Origin of the sequence: Bradyrhizobium sp. IC3123 (assembly GCF_020193625.1) — a bacterium.
GTDB classification, from domain to species: domain Bacteria; phylum Pseudomonadota; class Alphaproteobacteria; order Rhizobiales; family Xanthobacteraceae; genus Bradyrhizobium; species Bradyrhizobium yuanmingense.
The window spans coordinates 194,489-213,780 of record NZ_JADYVF010000001.1 but is presented as its reverse complement, the minus strand read 5'-3'; the positions used below and the strand labels follow the sequence as shown (position 1 = coordinate 213,780).

19 protein-coding genes are annotated in these 19,292 nt (G+C 64.9%); 10 read left to right on the top strand and 9 right to left on the bottom strand.

The features are described 5' to 3' along the window. Positions 1 to 61 precede the first annotated feature (61 nt). Positions 62 to 508 (top strand): hypothetical protein, encoded by a 447-nt coding sequence (locus tag I6F20_RS01130; protein WP_225124806.1) that lies wholly within the window; start codon positions 62 to 64, stop codon positions 506 to 508. On the opposite strand, the gene I6F20_RS01125 is transcribed toward I6F20_RS01130, so the two are convergent. The 3 genes from I6F20_RS01125 to I6F20_RS01115 all read right to left on the bottom strand — a co-directional run bounded on the left by I6F20_RS01125 (position 497) and on the right by I6F20_RS01115 (position 2,917). Then, entirely contained in the window at positions 497 to 1,471 is a 975-nt protein-coding gene (locus I6F20_RS01125; protein WP_225124804.1) for an NADPH:quinone oxidoreductase family protein, read from the bottom strand. The two genes, I6F20_RS01130 and I6F20_RS01125, sit on opposite strands and share 12 nt — an antisense overlap. Beyond that, on the bottom strand, positions 1,471 to 2,079 hold the full coding sequence (locus tag I6F20_RS01120) for a 2-hydroxychromene-2-carboxylate isomerase (RefSeq protein ID WP_225124802.1): 609 nt from the start codon (positions 2,077 to 2,079) through the stop codon (positions 1,471 to 1,473). Before I6F20_RS01120 ends, I6F20_RS01125 begins: the two co-directional genes overlap by 1 nt. Before the next feature lie 136 nt (positions 2,080 to 2,215). After that, positions 2,216 to 2,917: a glutathione S-transferase N-terminal domain-containing protein gene (locus I6F20_RS01115; protein WP_109143282.1), complete on the bottom strand. Its 702-nt coding sequence runs from the start codon at positions 2,915 to 2,917 to the stop codon at positions 2,216 to 2,218. 118 nt (positions 2,918 to 3,035) lie between these two features. Here I6F20_RS01115 and I6F20_RS01110 point away from each other — a divergent pair, with 118 nt between their 5' ends. Continuing rightward, positions 3,036 to 4,058 (top strand): methionine synthase, encoded by a 1,023-nt coding sequence (locus I6F20_RS01110; RefSeq protein ID WP_225124801.1) that lies wholly within the window; start codon positions 3,036 to 3,038, stop codon positions 4,056 to 4,058. A 25-nt stretch (positions 4,059 to 4,083) separates the two neighbouring features. On the opposite strand, the gene I6F20_RS01105 is transcribed toward I6F20_RS01110, so the two are convergent. Genes I6F20_RS01105 through I6F20_RS01095 form a run of 3 tightly spaced genes read right to left on the bottom strand, consistent with a single transcriptional unit; the run spans position 4,084 to position 6,070 of the window. After that, positions 4,084 to 4,746: a hypothetical protein gene (locus I6F20_RS01105; RefSeq protein WP_225124799.1), complete on the bottom strand. Its 663-nt coding sequence runs from the start codon at positions 4,744 to 4,746 to the stop codon at positions 4,084 to 4,086. 23 nt (positions 4,747 to 4,769) lie between these two features. After that, a complete protein-coding gene (gene gpt / locus I6F20_RS01100) occupies positions 4,770 to 5,297 on the bottom strand; it encodes a xanthine phosphoribosyltransferase (RefSeq protein ID WP_036015348.1) in 528 nt (175 codons plus the stop codon). A gap of 35 nt (positions 5,298 to 5,332) precedes the next feature. Continuing rightward, positions 5,333 to 6,070, bottom strand: a complete 738-nt coding sequence (locus tag I6F20_RS01095) for a competence/damage-inducible protein A (RefSeq protein WP_036046217.1) — start codon at positions 6,068 to 6,070, stop codon at positions 5,333 to 5,335. 278 nt (positions 6,071 to 6,348) lie between these two features. Between I6F20_RS01095 and I6F20_RS01090 the strand changes: the two genes are divergently transcribed. The 6 genes from I6F20_RS01090 to I6F20_RS01065 all read left to right on the top strand — a co-directional run bounded on the left by I6F20_RS01090 (position 6,349) and on the right by I6F20_RS01065 (position 11,971). Next, a complete protein-coding gene (locus tag I6F20_RS01090; protein ID WP_036015353.1) occupies positions 6,349 to 7,767 on the top strand; it encodes a circularly permuted type 2 ATP-grasp protein in 1,419 nt (472 codons plus the stop codon). A gap of 4 nt (positions 7,768 to 7,771) precedes the next feature. Beyond that, entirely contained in the window at positions 7,772 to 8,716 is a 945-nt protein-coding gene (locus I6F20_RS01085; RefSeq protein WP_036015356.1) for an alpha-E domain-containing protein, read from the top strand. A gap of 197 nt (positions 8,717 to 8,913) precedes the next feature. After that, positions 8,914 to 9,762, top strand: coding sequence for a transglutaminase family protein (locus I6F20_RS01080; RefSeq protein ID WP_036029799.1), 849 nt, complete (start codon positions 8,914 to 8,916; stop codon positions 9,760 to 9,762). A 65-nt stretch (positions 9,763 to 9,827) separates the two neighbouring features. Next, entirely contained in the window at positions 9,828 to 10,235 is a 408-nt protein-coding gene (locus I6F20_RS01075; protein WP_225124797.1) for a carboxymuconolactone decarboxylase family protein, read from the top strand. A gap of 192 nt (positions 10,236 to 10,427) precedes the next feature. Beyond that, on the top strand, positions 10,428 to 11,186 hold the full coding sequence (locus I6F20_RS01070) for a proteasome-type protease (protein WP_036015360.1): 759 nt from the start codon (positions 10,428 to 10,430) through the stop codon (positions 11,184 to 11,186). A 26-nt stretch (positions 11,187 to 11,212) separates the two neighbouring features. Next, a complete protein-coding gene (locus I6F20_RS01065) occupies positions 11,213 to 11,971 on the top strand; it encodes an SDR family oxidoreductase (protein WP_036029803.1) in 759 nt (252 codons plus the stop codon). A 241-nt stretch (positions 11,972 to 12,212) separates the two neighbouring features. Here the strand turns inward: I6F20_RS01065 and I6F20_RS01060 are convergent, their stop codons facing one another. Continuing rightward, positions 12,213 to 13,451: an MFS transporter gene (locus I6F20_RS01060; protein ID WP_036029811.1), complete on the bottom strand. Its 1,239-nt coding sequence runs from the start codon at positions 13,449 to 13,451 to the stop codon at positions 12,213 to 12,215. A 158-nt stretch (positions 13,452 to 13,609) separates the two neighbouring features. Here I6F20_RS01060 and I6F20_RS01055 point away from each other — a divergent pair, with 158 nt between their 5' ends. Beyond that, positions 13,610 to 14,860 (top strand): NupC/NupG family nucleoside CNT transporter, encoded by a 1,251-nt coding sequence (locus tag I6F20_RS01055; RefSeq protein ID WP_225124795.1) that lies wholly within the window; start codon positions 13,610 to 13,612, stop codon positions 14,858 to 14,860. Positions 14,861 to 14,980: 120 nt separating this feature from the next. Here the strand turns inward: I6F20_RS01055 and I6F20_RS01050 are convergent, their stop codons facing one another. Together I6F20_RS01050 and I6F20_RS01045 are read right to left on the bottom strand one after the other, a co-directional pair. Next, the gene (locus I6F20_RS01050) at positions 14,981 to 16,180 is read right to left on the bottom strand and encodes a rhomboid family intramembrane serine protease (protein ID WP_225124794.1); all 1,200 of its coding nucleotides are present in this window, start codon (positions 16,178 to 16,180) and stop codon (positions 14,981 to 14,983) included. A 151-nt stretch (positions 16,181 to 16,331) separates the two neighbouring features. Further along, a complete protein-coding gene (locus I6F20_RS01045) occupies positions 16,332 to 16,859 on the bottom strand; it encodes a cupin domain-containing protein (RefSeq protein WP_036029806.1) in 528 nt (175 codons plus the stop codon). 291 nt (positions 16,860 to 17,150) lie between these two features. Here I6F20_RS01045 and I6F20_RS01040 point away from each other — a divergent pair, with 291 nt between their 5' ends. Continuing rightward, positions 17,151 to 19,280, top strand: a complete 2,130-nt coding sequence (locus I6F20_RS01040) for an O-linked N-acetylglucosamine transferase, SPINDLY family protein (protein WP_225124792.1) — start codon at positions 17,151 to 17,153, stop codon at positions 19,278 to 19,280. The last annotated feature ends 12 nt before the right edge of the window (positions 19,281 to 19,292 follow it).

Sequence of the window (19,292 nt, the reverse complement as noted above, 5' to 3'; positions counted from 1 at the left end):
GCCTGCTGCATCGCAAAACCACCTTGCGCTATCGTTCGCATCGCACAGGGAAGCGATGCCGATGCAACTTTGCCTGCGAATGGCGGCTCTCGCGCCACTCGTCCTTGCCGGCTGTGCCGAGCAGGACGCCGAGTGGGCGCAGCGCGGACGAGCCAGCTTGATCGGTCTCGACCAGTCGGCGATCCGCATGTGCGCCGGCCTGCCGGCCGGAACCGCCAAGGACGGTTCGGGCGAGATCTGGATGTACGAGCACGCGGCGAGCCCTCCCGGCGGCATCGCGCCGCCCACGCTCACGCTTCCGCCCGGCCTGAATATCGGAGGCCAGGCGCCGTCGGGCTATTGTCGCGTGCAGTTGCGCTTTGCTCGCGGCAAGGTCACCGAGGTGCAATATGCCGGGAATACCGACATCGGAAATGCGCGTGACGCCGTCTGCGGCCAGATCGTGCGGACCTGCCTCGGCTATGCGCCGGGCGGCCGCGACATCGTCGCGCGGACGTCACATCAGTAGCGCGACGCGTCCGATCGCCTTGCGGTCGAGCAACAACCGCATCGCCTTCGCGTAGTCTTCCAGCGGCAGGCGGTGCGAGACGTTGGGGCGCAGCTTGCCCTCCTCCGCCCATTGCAACAGCGCCTTCAGGCGGACCTCGCCGAGCGCAGGATTCTTCCGCACCGCTTCGCCGGCGCGTACGCCGAGCACGCTGGCGCCCTTGATGAGCAAGAGATTGGTCTTGGCTGAGCCGATGCCGCCGGTGAAGCCGATCACCAGGAGCCGCGCGCCCCAGGCGATGCAGCGCATCGAATCTTCGAAGACCTGACCGCCGACCGGATCGAACACGACGTCCGCGCCGCGCCCCTCGGTGATGCGCTTGACGGCATCGCGAAACGGCTCGCGGTCGTAGCGGATGAGATGATCGGCGCCGCGCGATTTCGCGATTCTGAGCTTCTCGTCGCTGGAGGCGGTCGCGATCACGGTCGCGCCCAGCATCTTGCCGATCTCGACGGCGGCAAGGCCGACGCCGCCGCCGGCACCGTGGACCAGCAGCACCTCGCCCGGCGCGACCCGGCCGCGATCGATCAGCGCATGATAGGCCGTGCCGTGGCCGGCGAGATAGGTGGCAGCCTCCGCATAGTCGAAGGTGGACGGCATGGGAGTGAGCTGCGACGGCGTGACCACCGCTTCATCCGTGAAGGCACCAAAGCGCATCTTCACGATGACCTTGTCGCCGACGGCAACACCGCTTGCCTCCGATGCCACCTCGATGACGTCGCCGGCCGCTTCCATGCCCGGCGTGAACGGCAGCTCCGGCTTGAGCTGGTATTCGCCGGCGGCCATCAGCACGTCGGGAAAGTTCAGCCCGGCGGCGCGGATGGCGACGCGCACCTCGCCCGGCTTCAGCGCGCGGGGCGGAAACTCTTCCAGCAGCAAACGCTCGGGCGCGCCGAGCTCGCGGCAGACGACGGCGCGCACCATCAGGCCGCGCTCGCCTTGCTGCGCAAAAGCGCTTCGCGGATCAGCGGCAGCCGGTCGTTGCCGAAATACATGTCGGTCTTGTTCACGAAGATCGTCGGCGAGCCGAAGCCGCCGCGCGCGATGACCTCCTCGGTATTGGCCTTGAGCTGGTCCTTGATGCCCTGCTCGGCAATACCGGCGAAGAACTTCTGCTCGTCGATGCCGACCTTCCTGCAGATCTCCGCGAGCACCGCGTCCTGCGAGATGTCCTTGTCCTCGCCCCAATAGGCCTCGAACACTGATGTCGCGAACGGCACCATGTCCTGACCGAGCCAGAGGCAGCCGCGCATCACCTTGACGCTGTTCACCGGGAACACCGTCGGTGGCATCTTGATGGCAAGACCCGCCGAACGTGCCCAGTCGGCGAGGTCCTTCTTCATGTAGCGCGCCTTCAGCGGCACCGGCTTCTCGCGCTGCGCGTAGACGCTCGGATTGACCGAATTGAAGATGCCGCCGACCAGGATCGGACGCCAGGTGATGTCGGCCCCGAACTTCTTGGCGAGCGGTTGGATGTTGTGGAAGGCGAGATAGGTCCAGGGGCTGGAGCAGTCGAAGAAGAATTCGATCATGGGGGTTCCTTGTTGTTGTCATTCCGGGGCGCGCCCCCTTTGGGCGCGAACCCGGAATCCATTTCGCCTCTCATTACGCTGCCCGATGGATTCCGGTTTCGCGACTTCGTCGCGCCCCGGAATGACGGCGTGGCCGTCACTTCCTTCCCAGCACTTCCTTAGCCCGTTGCCCGAACATGATCTTGCGTGATTCCTCGTCGAACGGCTCTTTCACGAATTTTCCGATCGCAAGCCCCGCCTGCACCTGCGGCCTTGCCCGGACCTCGGCATACCAGCGTTTCACATTGGGATAGTCGTCGAGCGTAAAACCCTGCGCCTTGTGGGTCATGGTCCAGGGGAAGCAGGCGATGTCGGCGATGGAATAGTCGCCGGCGACATAGGCGCCGGTCCTGGCCAATTGGCGATCGAGCACGCCGTAGAGCCGCGCCGCCTCGTCGCGATAGCGCTCGATTGCGTAAGGGATCTTCTCGGCCGCATAGAGCGCGAAATGGCCGTGCTGACCGAGCATCGGCCCGAGGCCCGCCATCTGCCACATCACCCATTGGATCGTGCTGGAGCGGCCGCGCCAATCGGCGGGCAGGAAGCGGCCGGTCTTCTCCGCGAGATAGATCAGGATCGCGCCGGTCTCGAACGCCGAGAACGGCGCGCCGCCATCAGCGGGCGCGTGGTCGACGATCGCGGGAATGCGGTTGTTCGGAGAGATCGCCAGGAACTCAGGATTGAACTGCTCGCCGGCGCGGATATTCACGGGGATCACCCGATAGGGAAGCCCGAGCTCCTCCAGCATGATCGAGATTTTCCAGCCGTTCGGCGTCGGCGCGTAATAGAGGTCGATCATGGGCCTTCCCTTGCGCCGTCCCTATCGCTGCCGCCAGCCAATGACGACTTTTGTTGTTCTGTACCTCGACGTTAGGACATGGCAGGAAGGGGCGCAACAATCTGCCGGGAGGGCCGCCATGCTGTTTCCAACCACGATCGCCGGCTCCTTGCCGAAGCCGGAATGGCTCGCCGAGCCCAACATGCTCTGGGCGCCCTGGAAGTCCGAAGGCGACGAGTTGCTCCGGGCCAAGCGCGATGCGACGCTGATCTGGCTGAAGCTCCAGGAGGACGCCGGCATCGACATCGTCACCGAAGGCGAGCAGGCCCGGCAGCACTTCGTGCACGGTTTCCTGGAGAAGATCGAGGGCATCGATTTCGCCCATAAGGTCGAGATGGGCATCCGGAAAGACCGCTACAAGGCGATGGTGCCGCAGGTGGTCGCGCCGCTGCGGCTGAAGGATCGCGTCCATGCCTTCGAGGCGCGCGTCGCGCGCACGCACACCAGGAAGCAGCTGAAATTCACCCTGCCCGGCCCGATGACGATCATCGACACCATTGCCGACCGCTATTATGGCGACAGGGTCAAAATGGCCTTTGCCTTCGCCGAGCTCTTGAACGAGGAAGCCAGGGCCTTGGAGGCCGACGGCGTCGATCTCGTGCAGTTCGACGAGCCCGCCTTCAACGTCTACATGGACGAGGTCAACGATTGGGGCATCAAGGCGCTCCAGCGCGCCGCGGAGGGCCTCACCTGCACTACCGCCGTGCACATCTGTTACGGCTACGGCATCAAGGCCAATACGGACTGGAAGGAAACGCTGGGCAGCCAGTGGCGGCAATACGAGCAGATCTTTCCGGCCATCGACGCAAGCCCGATCCAGCAGGTCGCAATCGAGTGCCGCAATTCCAAGGTGCCGCTCGACCTGCTCGCGCTGCTCAAGAACAAGATCGTGCAGGCCGGTGTCATCGACGTCGCCAGCGATACGGTGGAGACCGCCGAGGACGTCGTGAAGGTGATCGAGGCGGTGTCGCAATTCGTGCCCAAGAGCAACATCATCGCCACCACCAATTGCGGCATGGCGCCGATGCGGCGCGAGATCGCCGAAGCCAAGCTGATGGCGCTCGGCGCCGGCGCGGCGCTGGCGCGCGAGAGGCTGGGGTGATGGCGGTGATCCGCAGGTCGCTCGGCTAGTCCGGAGCGGTCGGATGCAACGCCGGTCGATATCCGGCGCTGAACGCCCGTAATGTGGATGGAGGCGTCAGCAGCATCGCACTCGACAGTTCGTGCTCGGTACGGGCATAGCCGGCTGGCGACCAAAGCAGCGGCCGGCCTTTCGTCACAAGATAGCTCTGCTCGCCCTGCTGCACCATCACGCCATCAGGTAAGTCTGCGAGCGGCCCTCGCAGTGGGTGCAGGCGCTTACGGCCGTGATCCAGACGCTCCAGGTGCAGCTTTGCGTCCATCGACTTTGCGCTCACCTTGCTTGCGCCGTTTCCCCTCTCCCACGCCGCGCGAAATCGTTTGGCGTCGTCGCGCCGGCAAAAGAAGCAGGGCCGGTGCCCGGCCGCGAAGGCCGTGGCTTCGTCGAGAAAGAACAGCTCGGTCCAGCTCCGCCGCGCCATCACCGGCCGCCGCCAGCCGCGGAACTCGCACAGGCAAATGATCCAGGCCGGCGTCGACCAGCGCTTCTTCAGCAGCGTCTTCGTCGCGGGATCATGGATGATGCCCCGATTGCCGGTGAAGAGACCGCGATGCGGCGTGGAGATGATCTCGCCGGTGGGTGTGACTCGGTTCTGGAGGGGGCGAGTGGCGAATGGCGAATGGCGAATGGGGTCGGTGTTACTCGCCATTCGCTACTCGCCATTCGCTCTGGTCACGCCGCCCCGTCGCGCAGCGGCGGGTGGTAGGACAGTGCTGTGTCCCAGGGGAAGAAGATCCAGGTGTCCTGCGAGACTTCGGTGATGAAAGTGTCGACCAGCGGGCGTCCCATCGGCTTGGCGTAGACGGTGGCGAAATGCGCATCGGGCAGCATCTCGCGCACCATCCTGCCGGTCTTGCCGGTATCGACGAGGTCATCGACGATCAACAGGCCCTTGCCGGTGCCGCCGCCGAGCGTCATGGTCGCCTCGGAAATGCCCTTGAGCACCTGGAGCTCGCCCTGCTTGTTGTGGTCGTAGCTGGCGACGCAGACCGTATCGATGACGCGCACCCCTAACTCGCGCGCCACGATCGCGGCGGGCACCAGGCCGCCGCGGGTGATCGCAATCACCGCATGGAACGGACCGACCTCGTTGAGCCGCCAGGTCAGCGCCCGGCAATCCCGGTGGAACTGGTCCCACGAGACGGGGAAGGCCTTGCCTGCCCGCTCCTGCGCACTCAGTTCCGGTGCTTCACCAGCCATCGCCTATCTCCTGCAATCTCGTCCGGCAATTCCTGCTAGCGGTTGACGTTCAATCCCGCCAGCATTTCCTTCACCGCGGCCATTGCCGCCGCGAGCTTCTCGGGATCGCGCGAGCGCACCACCAGATTGGTGTTGGGCTTCTGCTCCTCGTCCATGAAGGGATAGCTGCCGATGATGGTGTCGGGATGGGCGGCGGCGATCGCCCGCAGCGGGCCGCCGATGTCGCCCTCGCGCGCATTGGCGCGGACCGAGTCCGACAGCATGCGCACGCCCGACTTCAGTTTGGGCGAGACGATGTCCATCATCGCCTGCATGATCGAGGGCACGCCGGCCATGACGATGACGTTGCCGATCTTGAAGCCGGGGGCGAGGATGGTCGCGCTCTGGATCAGCTCGGCGCCGTCGGGGATGCGGGCCATGCGCAGCCGGGCCTCGTTGAGGTCCTGCTCGCTCCAGCGCTCGCGGAAGCGGGCGACGACCTCCGGGTGATGGTCGATACCGACGCCGAACGCCTTGGCCACGGCATCAGCGGTGATGTCGTCATGAGTCGGCCCGATGCCGCCTGTGGTGAAGACGTAGGTGTAGCGATGCCGCAATGCATCCAGTGCAGCGATGATATCCGGCTCGTCGTCGGAGACGATGCGGACCTCCTTCAGGTCGATGCCGATATTGGTCAGGTATTCGGCGATGAAGCCGATATTCTTGTCCTTGGTCCGGCCGGACAGGATTTCGTCTCCGATGACCAGAATGCCCGCCGTGACGATCTCGCTCATGCCTTAAGTCCCTCACCTGTGACGCCGACTTTGCCGAGGTAACGCGTTGAAGTCACGCGGTTTTGCTTCTGAAATAAGCAGTCTTCAGCCATTTTTTCAGGCACGCCGCCGGCCGTCACCGGCAAATGCCCCCTCTCCATGCTTATCGCGCTGGCCCGGCCCTTGCTACCACATGAAAGTCATGCACTGTTGACGCATGGCCACAGGACGTTGCGGTCTCATCAAGGCCGACGCGAACTGGCGCATGGCGCAACGCCTGGGGAGACAAGTCGGGATCTATGGCAGTCGCGTTTGACGAAATGAACATTCCCGGCGGGGACCTCCGCCCCGCCTATCAGGAGCTGGCGCGCTGGCTCAAGGAGACGCCTCCCGAGGCGCTCGAATATCGCCGCCAGGAAGCTGAGCTGCTGTTTCGCCGGATCGGCATCACCTTCGCGGTCTACGGCGATTCCGAGTCCACCGAGCGCCTGATCCCCTTCGACGTGATTCCGCGGATCATGTCCGGCAAGGAATGGGCGCGGCTGGAGAAGGGCCTGAAGCAACGCGTGCGCGCGCTCAACATGTTCCTGCGCGACATCTATCACGGCCGCGACATCCTCCGCGCCGACATCGTGCCCGACGATCTGATCTTCCAGAACCCGGTGTTCCGGCCCGAGATGAACGGCCAGCAGGTGCCGCACGACGTCTACGTGCACATCGCCGGCATCGACATCGTCCGGGTCGACGCCGAGGACTTCATCGTGCTGGAGGACAACGCCCGCACGCCGTCGGGCGTGTCCTACATGCTGGAAAACCGCGAGATCATGATGCGGCTGTTTCCGGATCTGTTCGCCCGCCACCGGGTGGCGCCGGTCGAGCGCTATCCGGACGAGCTGCTCGCAGCGCTCCGCTCGGTCGCGCCGCAAAGCGCCTCCGGCGAGCCGACGGTGGCGCTGCTCACCCCGGGCGTCTACAATTCGGCCTATTACGAGCACTCCTTCCTCGCCGACAAGCTCGGCATCGAGCTGGTCGAAGGCCGCGACCTCGTCGTCAAGAACAACGAAGTGTTCATGCGGACGACGGAAGGGCTGAAGCGGGTCGACGTGATCTATCGGCGCGTCGACGACGACTTCCTCGATCCCCTCACCTTCCGTCCCGATTCGGTGCTCGGCGTGCCCGGACTGATGTCGGCCTACGCGGCCGGTAACATCACGCTCGCCAACGCCGTCGGCACCGGCATCGCCGACGACAAGGCGATCTACTCCTACATGCCCGACATCGTGAAATTCTATCTCGGCGAGGAGCCGATCCTAAAGAACGTGCCGACCTGGCGCTGCCGCGAGCCGAAGGACCTCGCTTATGTGCTGGACAATCTAAGTGAGCTCGTCGTCAAGGAAGTGCACGGCTCCGGCGGCTACGGCATGCTGATCGGCCCCGCCGCGACCAAGGCGACGATCGAAGCGTTCCGCGACAAGCTCAAGCGCGAGCCGGAAGGTTTCATCGCCCAGCCGACCCTGGCGCTCTCGACCTGCCCGACCTGCACGGCGTCGGGCCTCGCTCCACGTCACGTCGATCTTCGCCCCTTCGTGCTCACGGGCAGCAAGAGCACGACCATCGTGCCGGGCGGGCTCACCCGCGTCGCGCTCAAGGAAGGCTCCCTGGTGGTGAACTCGAGCCAGGGCGGCGGCACCAAGGACACCTGGATTCTGGACGAGTAGAGAGATGCTGTCGCGTACCGCCGAAAACCTCTACTGGCTCGCCCGCTACGTCGAACGGGCCGAATATCTCGCGCGCACCATCGATGCGACGCTGCGCGTCACCGCGCTTCCCGCCGCCTATATCGGCAAGACCAATGAATGGGATTCGGCGCTGCTCACGGCCGGGGTCGCCGCGAGCTTCTATCAGGCCTATGAGGAAGCCAACGAGCACAACGTCGTCGAGTATCTCTCGTTCTCCCAGAACAACCCGTCCTCGATCCGAAACTGTATCGAAGCGGCGCGGCTGAACTCGCGCTCGGTGCGCACGGCCCTCACCAGCGAGATGTGGGACACCATCAACTCGGCCTGGATCGAGCTTCAGGCGGTGTGGAGCAAGGGCACCTCGACGCGCGAGGACCTCGCAAAATTCCTGCGCTTCGTGCAGGAGACCTCGCTGCGTTTCGACGGCTCGGCCTATCGGACCATGCTGCGCAACGACGCCTATTGGTTCTCGCGCATGGGCGTGCACCTTGAGCGCGCCGACAACACCGCGCGCATCCTCGACGTGAAGTATCACGTGCTGCTGCCCGAGGAGGAGCATGTCGGCGGGCCGCTCGACTTCTACCAGTGGAGCTCGATCCTGCGCTCGGTCTCGGCGCTGACGGCTTATCACTGGGTCTATCGCGAGACGCTGAAGCCCTGGCTGATCGCGGACCTCCTGATCCTCAACGACACGCTGCCGCGCTCGCTCGCCAGCTGCTACGGCAACCTCGTGCGCAACCTCGACCAGATCGGCGTCGCCTATGGCCGCCAGGGCCCGGCCCAGCGCCACGCCCGCGGCATCCGCAACCGGCTGGAACACAGCAACATGAACGACATTTTCCAGCATGGCGTGCATGAATTCATTCAGGAATTCATCGCGGACAATTCCAGGCTGGGCGAAATCATCACGAAGCAGTATTTGATCTAATGTCGCTCGACTGACGACAGGGGATATTGTCATGGCCGGGCAAAAGCGCGAAGCGCGTCTTCGCGCTAGATGTCCCGGCCATCCACGTTCTTGCTTTTGCGCGACGAGGAAGAACGTGGATGCCCCGGGACAAGCCCGGGCATGACGAGCTTCTTTGCGACGGCAGTCACGCCTTACAACAAACGACACGGTCCACCATGCGCCTGCGAATCCAGCACACCACGACCTATCGCTACGAGCCGCCGGCCACCAGCGTGATCCAGATCCTGCGCATGACGCCGGGCAGCCATGACGGGCAATACGTCGCGGAATGGCAGATCGACGTCTCCACCGACACCAAGCTCGACATGCATGAGGACGCGTTCGGCAACGTCACCCACGTGCTGTCCTGCGGGCCCGTCGGCGACATCCAGATCATTGCCGAAGGGCTGATCGAGACCCACGACACCGGCGGCGTGCTGCGTGGCAGCGATGAGCGCTTTCCCCCCGGCATGTTCCTGCGCGTCACCGACCTCACCTCGGTCAATCCGGCGATGACGGCGGTCGCGCGCCAGTTGCGCAGCGAGGCCGAGAGCGACACGCTGGGCTTCCTGCACACGCTGATGACGCAGGTGGCCGATCACATGACGTTCGACGAGGACCCGACCAACAGCGGCACGTCCGCAGCGGAGGCGTTCACGCTCAAGCGCGGGGTCTGCCAGGACTACGCGCACATCTTCATCGCCTGCGCCCGCGCCGGCGGCGTGCCGGCGCGCTTCGTCTCCGGACATTTCCTGCGTGCGGACGACACGGTGCACCAGGACGCCGGCCATGCCTGGGCAGAGGCCTACGTGCCCGATCTCGGCTGGGTCGGCTTCGATCCCGCCAACAGCATCTGCGCCACCGACGCGCATGTCCGCCTCGCGATCGGGCTTGACTATCTCGGCGCGGCCCCGGTGCGCGGCACGCGCTACGGCGGCGGCACGGAAACGCTGACGGTGGCGGTGAAGGTCGAACAGGCCGGCCGCGGCGGGCAGTCGCAATCGCAATCCCAGCGGCAGAGCTAGGAGCCGCCAGCCGAACACATTCGGCGTGCTACAATCGCGGGATCGGATCAACCCGCGAGGTAGCCATGGCGACTGTGAAACTGCTTTCGGATGATGAACTCTCGACTGAAGCGCGAGCCGTTTTCGACGACATCCGTAAAGTGCGGAAATCGGACTTCGTCAACAATTTCTGGCGCGCGCTGGCGCACGATCCGAAGACGCTGCGGCGGACCTGGGAGAGCATCAAGGAGGTGATGGCTCCCGGCGCGCTCGATCCCAAGGTCAAGGAAATGCTCTACGTCGCGGTGTCGATCGCGCATGGCTGCAGCTATTGCATCCACTCCCACACGGCCGCGGCACAGGCCAAGGGCATGAGTGAGGCCGAATATGGGGAGCTGCTCGCCATCGTCGGCATGGCCGCGGAGACCAACCGGCTGGTGACGGCGCTCGGCGTGCCGGTTGATGAGGCGTTTCTGGTCGACGCAGCTGACTAGCTTGCCGTCTCGCACCGTCATTCCGGGGCGCGCGTAGCGCGAACCCGGAATCCATCTGGTCGCAGAGTTGGTGGAGGAATGGATTCCGGGCTCGCGACTTCGTCGCGCCCCGGAATGACGGGCTTAATCGGGGGTTGGAGTGGCCCTTGAAATTGGCTAGTAATTCCGCGCAAACGCGTTCGGGGACTGGAAATGACCTATTGCTGCGGAATCCTGGTTCGGGACGGTCTGGTGATGATCGCCGATACCCGCACCAATGCCGGCCTCGACAATGTCTCAACCTTCCGCAAGCTGCACATCTTCTCCAAGCCCGGCGAGCGCATCATGGCGATCGCCAGTGCCGGCAACCTCGCCATCAGCCAGTCGGTGCTGTCGACGCTGACCGAGGGCCTCGAAGATCCCAATACGGGCGAGATCGAGACGCTGATGAACGCGCCGACGATGTTCCAGGCCGCCCAGCGCATCGGCCGGGCGATCCGGGCGGTGCATGCCACCGAAGGGCCGGCGCTGAAATCCGAGGACGTGTCCTTCGACGTCTCCTTTCTGTTCGGCGGTCAGATCAAGGGCGCGCGGATGCGCCTGTTCATGGTCTACACCGCCGGCAATTTCATCGAGTGCACCACCGACACGCCGTACCTGCAGATCGGCGAGCACAAATACGGCAAGCCGGTGCTCGACCGTGCCATGCATTACGACGTCGAGCTCTACGAGGCGCTGAAGACGGGCCTGATCTCGATGGATTCGACGATGCGCTCGAATCTCGGCGTCGGCCTGCCGATCGACGTGCTGGTGGTGCGCAACGATGCCTGCGAGGCCGATCTCAACCACCGCATCGAGGCAGGCGAGCCCTATTTCCACGACCTGCGCTCGCGCTGGTCGGCGGCCTTGCGCGCGGCGCATCAGAACATTCCGCGCCCGCCCTACAAGAACGACAAAGAACCCAAAACCTGACAGCAGAAGAGAAAAGGCAGGAAACGATGAGTGAAGCGAAAAAGATCGCATTGGTGACGGGCGCCGGCACCGGCGTCGGGCGCGCGGCGTCGCTGGCGCTGATGAACACCGGCTTCACCGTGGTGCTCACAGGCCGCCGGCTCGACATGCTCGAGGAGACGGCAAAGCTCGGTCCCGCGGGAAAAAGCCTCTGCGTCACCGCCGACATGACCAAGCCGGACTCCATCGCCGCGCTGTTCGACAAGGTGAAGGCGACCTACGGCCGGCTCGACGTGCTCTTCAACAATGCCGGCATGGGCGCGCCGGCCGTCAACTTCGAGGATCTCAGCCTCGAGCAATGGCAGGCCGTGGTGAACACCAACCTCACCGGCCCGTTCCTGTGCACCCAGCACGCCTTCCGCATCATGAAGGATCAGACCCCGCGCGGCGGCCGCATCATCAACAACGGCTCGATCTCGGCGCACGCGCCGCGGCCATTCTCGGCGGCCTACACCTCGACCAAGCACGCCATCACCGGCCTCACCAAGGCCAGCAATCTCGACGGCCGCATGTACGACATCGCCGTCGGCCAGGTCGACATCGGCAATGCCGCAACTCCGATGACCGACCGCATGGTCAACGGCCCCGGCGTGCTGCAGCCCGACGGCACCACCAAGCACGAGCCGCGCATGGACGCGAAAGCAGTCGGCGATGCCGTGGCCTACATGGCCAGCCTGCCGCTCGATGCCAACGTGCTGACCATGACGGTGATGGCGACCAAGATGCCGTTCGTCGGGCGGGGCTGAACAAAAAAGCGCGAAAACAACCCCATGCACAGTAGGCGTCAAGAGGCGCCTGCTGCTGCCGGGCTGCGGGCGTGACGCGAGTTAAGTCCCCACGCCATCTCAACAATCGTCATTGCGAGCGCAGCGAAGCAATCCAGGCTGCCGCCGCGGTGAGATTCTGGATTGCTTCGTCGCATCAGCGCAAAATTGCTACGCAATTTTGTCGCGGGCTCCTCGCAATGACGTTGAGAGAGCGGAGCGCCTACTCCAGGCTCTCCACCTTGCGCAGGGCTGGAAACAGCTTCATCCAGAGCAGCGCCACTGCGACGGTGGCGACGCCGCCGAGCACGGCGGCAGGCATGGCGCCGAGCAGCGCGGCTGCCACTCCGCTCTCGAACTGGCCGAGCTGGTTCGAGGCGTTGATGAACAGGAAGTTCACCGCGCCGACGCGGCCGCGCATCTCATCGGGCGTCGACAGCTGCACCAGCGAGAAGCGGATCACGACGCTGATCGTGTCGGCCGCACCGAGGATTGCAAGCGACAGCACCGACAGCCACATCCAGGACGACAGCGCGAACACGATGGTGGCGAGGCCGAACACGATCACGGCCTGGAACATGCGAAGGCCCACATGCCGGGAGATCGCGTGGCGCGCCAGCACCATGGTCATCAGCAAGGCACCGACCGCAGGCGCGGCGCGCAGCACGCCTAACCCGACCGGGCCGGTCTGGAGGATGTCGCGGGCATAGATCGGCAGCAGCGCCGTGACGCCGCCGAACAGCACGGCGAACAAATCGAGCGAGATGGTCCCGAGGATCGCCGGGTTGCTGCGAATGAAGCGGACGCCGGCGAAGATGTTGTCCGAGTCCATCCCCTCCCTCGCGATCGCCTGCGGGCGCGGCCGGATGAAGCCGGTCAAGATCATCCCCAAGACCCAGAACAGGACCATCACGGCATAGGCAAGGTGCGGGGCGACCGCATAGGCGATGCCGCCGAGCGCGGGGCCCGTGATGGTCGCGACCTGCGCCGCCCCACTGGAGACGGCAGTGGCGCGCTGGAGCGAGCCCTGCGGCGCGATCAGCGGCAGCAGCGCCGCCGTGGTCGGGCTCTCGAACGCGCCGGCGATTCCGAGCAGGAAAGTCGCGATGAAGATCTGCACTTCGCTGACCGCGCCGAGATAGGTGATGGCCCCGAGATAGAGCGCGGTCGCGGCCTCCACCAGCTGGCAGAGCTGGACGACGCGCTTGCGCTCGTAGCGATCGGCGGCGTGGCCGGCGACGAACACCAGAAGCGCGGTGGGCAGGAACTGGACGAGACCAACCATCCCGAGGTCGAACGCCGAGCCGGTGAGATCGTAGATCTGCCAGCCGATCGCGACGGCCGCGATCTGGCTGGAGAAGCGCGACAGGCTGCGCGAGAGCAGGAAGAACAGGAAAGCGGGATGGCGGAGGAGCTCACCGGCGGTGACCGGTCGATGTCCGGATATTGGCTGCTCTGGCATCGCCTCTTCGGTCACGCTCGGACCGCTCTTTCCCTCGATATCGAAGGCCCCCGGGTGGCCGAGGTGGCCCCGCTTGTCAACACTGGTCGTTCCCGGCTGCTCCCGGCATTGCCTTTGCAGCGCAGGCACGGCCATAATCATCGAGGGTTTGGGACATCATGCTGCGCCTGCAATCTGCACTCGGCATTTTCGCATTGCTGCTGATCGCCTTCGCGCTGGCGGAGAATCGGCGCGCGGTGTCGCTGCGCCAGGCGGCGATCGGCCTCGCCGCGACCTTCGTCACCGCCCTCGTGCTGCTGAAGCTGCCGGTCGTCGCTCATGCCTTCGGCGCCATCAACGACGCGGTCGGCGCGATCTCGGCGGCCTCGCGGGCCGGCTCCGCCTTCGTGTTCGGCTATATCGGCGGCGGACCCCTGCCCTTCGACCTGAAGGCGCCAGGCGCGGACTTCATCCTGGCGTTCCAGGCACTGCCGATCGTGCTGGTCATGAGCGTGCTCACGACGCTGTTGTTCTATTGGCGCGTGCTGCCGCCGATCGTCCGCGGCATGGCCTGGCTCTTGGAGCGCACCCTCGGCGTCGGCGGCGCCGTCGGGCTTTCGACCGCCGCCAATATCTTCCTCGGCATGGTCGAGGCACCGCTGTTCGTGCGGCCGTATCTGGCACAGATGACGCGCAGCGAGTTGTTCCTGGTCATGACCGGCGGCATGGCCGGCATCGCCGGCACCGTGCTGGTGCTCTATGCGACTCTGCTGGCGCCGCTCATTCCCGACGCCGCCGCGCATTTCGTCATCGCCTCCGTGCTCGGCGCGCCGGCGGCGATCCTGGTCAGCCTGATCATGGTCCCTGAAACCTCCGACAAGCGCACCGGCGGCGCGCTGGAGGATCCGCAAATGGAGGTCGCCAGCACGATGGACGCGATCGTGAAAGGCACCAGCGCGGGCATCGAGCTGCTGATCAACATCGTCGCGATGCTGCTGGTGCTGGTCGCGCTGGTCTATCTCGTCAACGCAATCCTCGGCCTGCTTCCGCACGTCGGGGGCGCTGCGATCTCGCTGCAGCGGCTGCTCGGCCTCGTCATGGCGCCGGTGTGCTGGCTGATGGGGCTGCCGTGGGATCAGGCGATCACCGCCGGCAGCCTGATGGGCACCAAGACCGTGCTGAACGAATTGATCGCCTATGTCGACTTCTCGAAGCTGCCGCCCGATACGCTCGATCCGCGCTCGCGCCTGATCATGCTCTATGCAATGTGCGGCTTCGCCAATTTCGCCAGCCTCGGCATCATGATCGGCGGCTTAGGGGTGATGGCACCGGAGCGGCGCGAGGAGATCAACGCGCTGGGGCTGAAGTCGATCGTGTCGGGGACGCTGACGACGTGTCTGATGGGAGCGGTGGTGGGGGTGCTGGCGTAGGCTCTCTTTCCACGCGTCATTGCGAGCGAAGCGAAGCAATCCAGACATGCGTCCGCGGAGACAGTCTGGATTGCTTCGTCGCAAGAGCTCCTCGCAATGACGGCGGCGAGATTCTTTGCATCAACCGCACAATTTCGACTTCTGCAGGATGCGACGCACCTCGGGCATCTTGGCACGGCATGGCTCGGCCGCCATGGCCTTCGCCTCGCTGGTTCGCCCCTGCACCGACAGCAACACCGCCATCAAGCCCTGCGCCCCGGAGCGCACCGGCCCACCCGCCACGTCCGAAGCTGCGAGCGACATGGCGGTTTGCGCTTCCCTCTCGGCGGCATTGATATCCGCTTGTTCCAGGAAGAAGACAGCACGGTAGACGTGAGCCCGCGCGTCTTTCGGGTAGCGGCTAACGAGATCGAGCGACCGGCTGGCCATCTCGTCGCCCTTCATCGGCACTTCCGAGGCGCGGATATAGTGCGCGGCATCGGCCATGTAGGCCGAATAATGCGCGGCGGCGAAGCCGGCGCAAATGAGAGATCCGATGGATCCTGCCAGCAAGGTCATGCTCGCGCTCCGCGGCAGGCTGTCATAGGACCAGAAGGCGAGCCACGGCGTGACGGCGAGCGCGGCGCCGGCCACCGCACCGCCTGCGTGGGCGTAATAGTTGACGTTGCCGGAAGCGCCAAAGGCCATTGGCAGCAGTGCGGGAACACCGAAGAACAGCGACGTCTTCAGCCTCGATATGGTCTGATCGGCGTCCGCTTCGGGATCGAAGCTCGCCACGAACAGCGCGGCGATCAGCCCGGTGATGGCGCCGGACGCACCGACGCCGACCGTGCCGGGGCCGTTGCCCAGCAGCGAGCCGGCCTCTCCGGCCAATGCACTGGCAACGAAGATCAAAGCAAACCAGCCGCGGCCGATCAGCGACTCCAGCCTGACGCCGACGATGAACAGCGCCACGCAGTTGCTCACGAGGTGCCACCCGCTGCCATGCAGAAGCGGCGCAAGGCCGATTCGCCACCACTCTCCCCTCCCGACGACGAGATCGTAGCCGGACGCCCCCTGAGCGATCAGCGAGCGGACATCGAGATCGCCGTCCCGCGCGATGTCGATGGCGAGACTACGCTGCAGAACGAAGATCAGGAGCAGACCGAAGATCAGGCCGATGGTGAGGAAGGGGATGTCGGCCAGAAGCTTGTTGTCGGCAAAAAGCGTCTCCTCGCTGGAAGAGGGCTTCTCTATGGCGATCGGCGCGGCGGCGGCTTGAAACGATGCTCTTGGAGCTGGCGCTACGGTGCCGCGTCGGCCAAAAGTGTTGGTCGCCATGAAAGCATTTCCCGCGTTGACACAGCCTTGAGTTGACGCGAGAGGTATTTTCGACTGGTTAGCACCAGGCTTGCGGGGCGGCCGAAATCATCCCGATTGCTGACCGCCCGGTTTCTCGGATCGACCGCATTTTAGCGATCGAGAGTTGCGCTTACGCCTTCAGCTCCACCGTCTTGAACTCAGCGGGGAGGATCACCTCCAGCAGCTCCACGTCGTCCGAATAGTCCAGGATCATGTGTCTGATCTTCGGCGGCTGGGTCCAGGCGCTGCCTTGCTGCATCAAGGTCTCGCCCTGCCCGTCCATATAGGTCTTCACCCAGCCCTTGAGCACGTAGACCATCTGGAATTCGACGTCGTGATAGTGGAGCTTGGACACCTCGGCCGGGTTGCAGGGACCTTGCAGGCGGATCACATGCGCCTGCGCGAGGCCATGGGTCGCCTCGCCGATGCCGAGATCGCGATACTTCGCGTAGGCGCGCAGGCCGTCGGCCTTGAAGTCTTCCTCGCGGTGATGGCTGACGGCGATGCGCTGCTTCGGACGTGCGGGCTTTTTCGCAGCGGCAGTGCGCGCCTTCGCCTTCACGGCCTTGCGTGCCGAGGATCGCGCCGCCGCCTTGGCGCCACTCCGCTTCTTCACCGCGGTCTTCAATGCGGGCCTCGATGCCTTTTGCTTGGCCATTGTCTGCCTCCCTGTTTCTGAGCCGCCGTCGCGCGGTATGGCTTGAAGGTCAGCTTATCCAGTCGTGGGCGAGGCAGCAATCGCAGAGCTGGTCGTGTTGAGTAGTGCCGCATCCGCGCTGTCACCCTCCCCCTCCAGGACCCTCCCCTGGAGGGTAAGAGGCTGAGGCCAATCACGCGATCACCGTATGGGATCGTAGCTTGCCCCAAGCTGGCGCGTCGGGCTGGGGTCGTCTCGTCTTCGTTCTCGCGCTGAACTAGTCTCGCCCGGGACATCCGGGGGAATTGATTCATGGGCAGCAATGTCGGTCAGCGTGCATTTCAAAATGCCCGGCTTCAGAAGCGGCAAAAGGCCGACGTGCTGCCCTTGCTCGGGCAAGCGCTCGAGTTGCACAAGAAGGGACGCTTGCCCGGGGCCAAGGCTGCCTATCGCCAGCTCCTGCAGATCGCGCCCAATCAATTCATCGCGCTGCATATGCTCGGCGCGTTGGAGTCCGATGCTGGGAATTATCAGCAGGCCGAGAGCCTGCTGAGCCGGGCGGTTGTCGTCGATCCGCGATCGGCCGAAGCCCATATGAGCCTGGGCGTCGCGCTGAACGGGCTGAAACGTCACACTGATGCCCGCGAGAGCTATCGCAAGGCGCTCGCCTTGCGGCCCAACTACGCCCTCGCTCTCTCCAATCTCGGGAACGCGAGCGCGGCCCTGGATCGCTACCAGGAAGCGCTCGACAGCTACGATCGGGCGCTCGCCGTCGACGCAAACCTCGCCGAAGCCCACAACGGCCGCGGCTCCACGCTCTGCCGTCTGCGCAACTACGACAAGGCTCTTGCAAGCCTGAACCGCGCGCTCGCGATCAAGCCCGACTATGCGGCGGCGCTGGCGAACCGCGCCGTGGCACTCCGGGAGCTGCAGCGATTCGACGAGGCCATGGCGGATTGCAACCGGGCAATCGCCCTCGCCCCTGACGACGTGAACGGATGGCTCTGGCGCGCCAATGTCTTGCTCCAGACCCGGCAGATGGCCCAGGCACTATCCGATTGCGAGAGGGCGCTCGCGATCGCGCCCGATTCCGATCAGGCTCATCTGGTGCTGGGCCTTTGTCTTGCCGGACTAGGCCGGGTCGACGAAGCCCTCGCCAGTTTCGACAGAGCCCTCGATATCAGGCCCGATCTCGAGAGCGCGATCTCGAGCAAGATCTTCACGCTCGATTTTGTGCCGGACGCCAGCGTCGAGCGGCATCAGCAGGCGCGACGCGTATGGTGGGAGCGGATCGGCGCGAGAATCGCTTCAGAAGCGGCGGCACCGCATGACAACGGCCGCGATCCGGATCGCCGCCTGGTGCTTGGCTACGTCTCGTCGGACTTCAACGCGCATTCGGCTGCGTTCATCTTCAAGCCCGTCCTGCAACACCATGACCGCGCCCAGTTCGAGATCGTGTGCTACTCGTGCTCGGCGAAGGAGGACGCGACGACACGCGAATTTCAAGGCATCGCCGATCGCTGGCGTGACGCCTCGCAATGGAGCGACGATCGCCTCGCCGCCCAGATTCGCGCCGATCGCATCGATATCCTGATCGATCTGTCCGGCCATACAAGAGGAAACCGCCTCGGCGTATTTGCGCGCAAGCCGGCACCGATCCAGGCGCACGGCTGGGGCCACGGCACCGGCACCGGGTTGCCGGCGATCGACTATCTGTTCTCGGATCCGGTCGGGATTCCGCACGACGTTCGGCATCTGCTTGCAGAGACGGTGGTCGACCTGCCGTGCTTCGTGACGCTGGCGCCGCTGCCGGCCGGGATTGCGCGAGCCGCAACGCCGGCACTCTCGAACGGCTTCGTCACGTTCGGTGTCTTCAACCGCATCAGCAAGATCTCGGACGAGGCGGCGGCAGTCTGGTCCAGGATCCTCGAACGGGTGCCGGGCTCGCGACTGCTGATCAAGGACGTTGCGCTCGACGACCAGCTGGTCCGCGACAAGCTGCTGGCGCGATTTGCGGCTTGCCGATTGCCGGCCGAACGCGTCGATCTGCTCGGGGCCACCTTGCGGGACGAGCATCTGGCATCGTTCAATCGCATCGATATTGCTCTCGATCCGTTCCCGCAGAACGGCGGCGTCAGCACATGGGAAGCCCTGCAGATGGGCGTGCCCGTGGTGGCGAAGCTCGGCAACAGCCTGCCCGGCCGCGCCGCCGGCGCCATCCTCACCGCACTTGGCCTGCCGGACTGGGTCGCCGACAGCGAGGAGGGCTATGTCGAGATCGCGGCCAGCCGCGCGGCCGAGATCGGCGAGCTCGACAAGTTGCGCCGCGAGTTGCCCGCAATGATCAACGCCGCGGCCGCGGGCAACCCCGTCTCATATGCACGCGCGGTGGACGCGGCCTATCGCGCGATGTGGACGCGTTATTGCAGCGGCGGCGTCTGATTGCGTGATCTC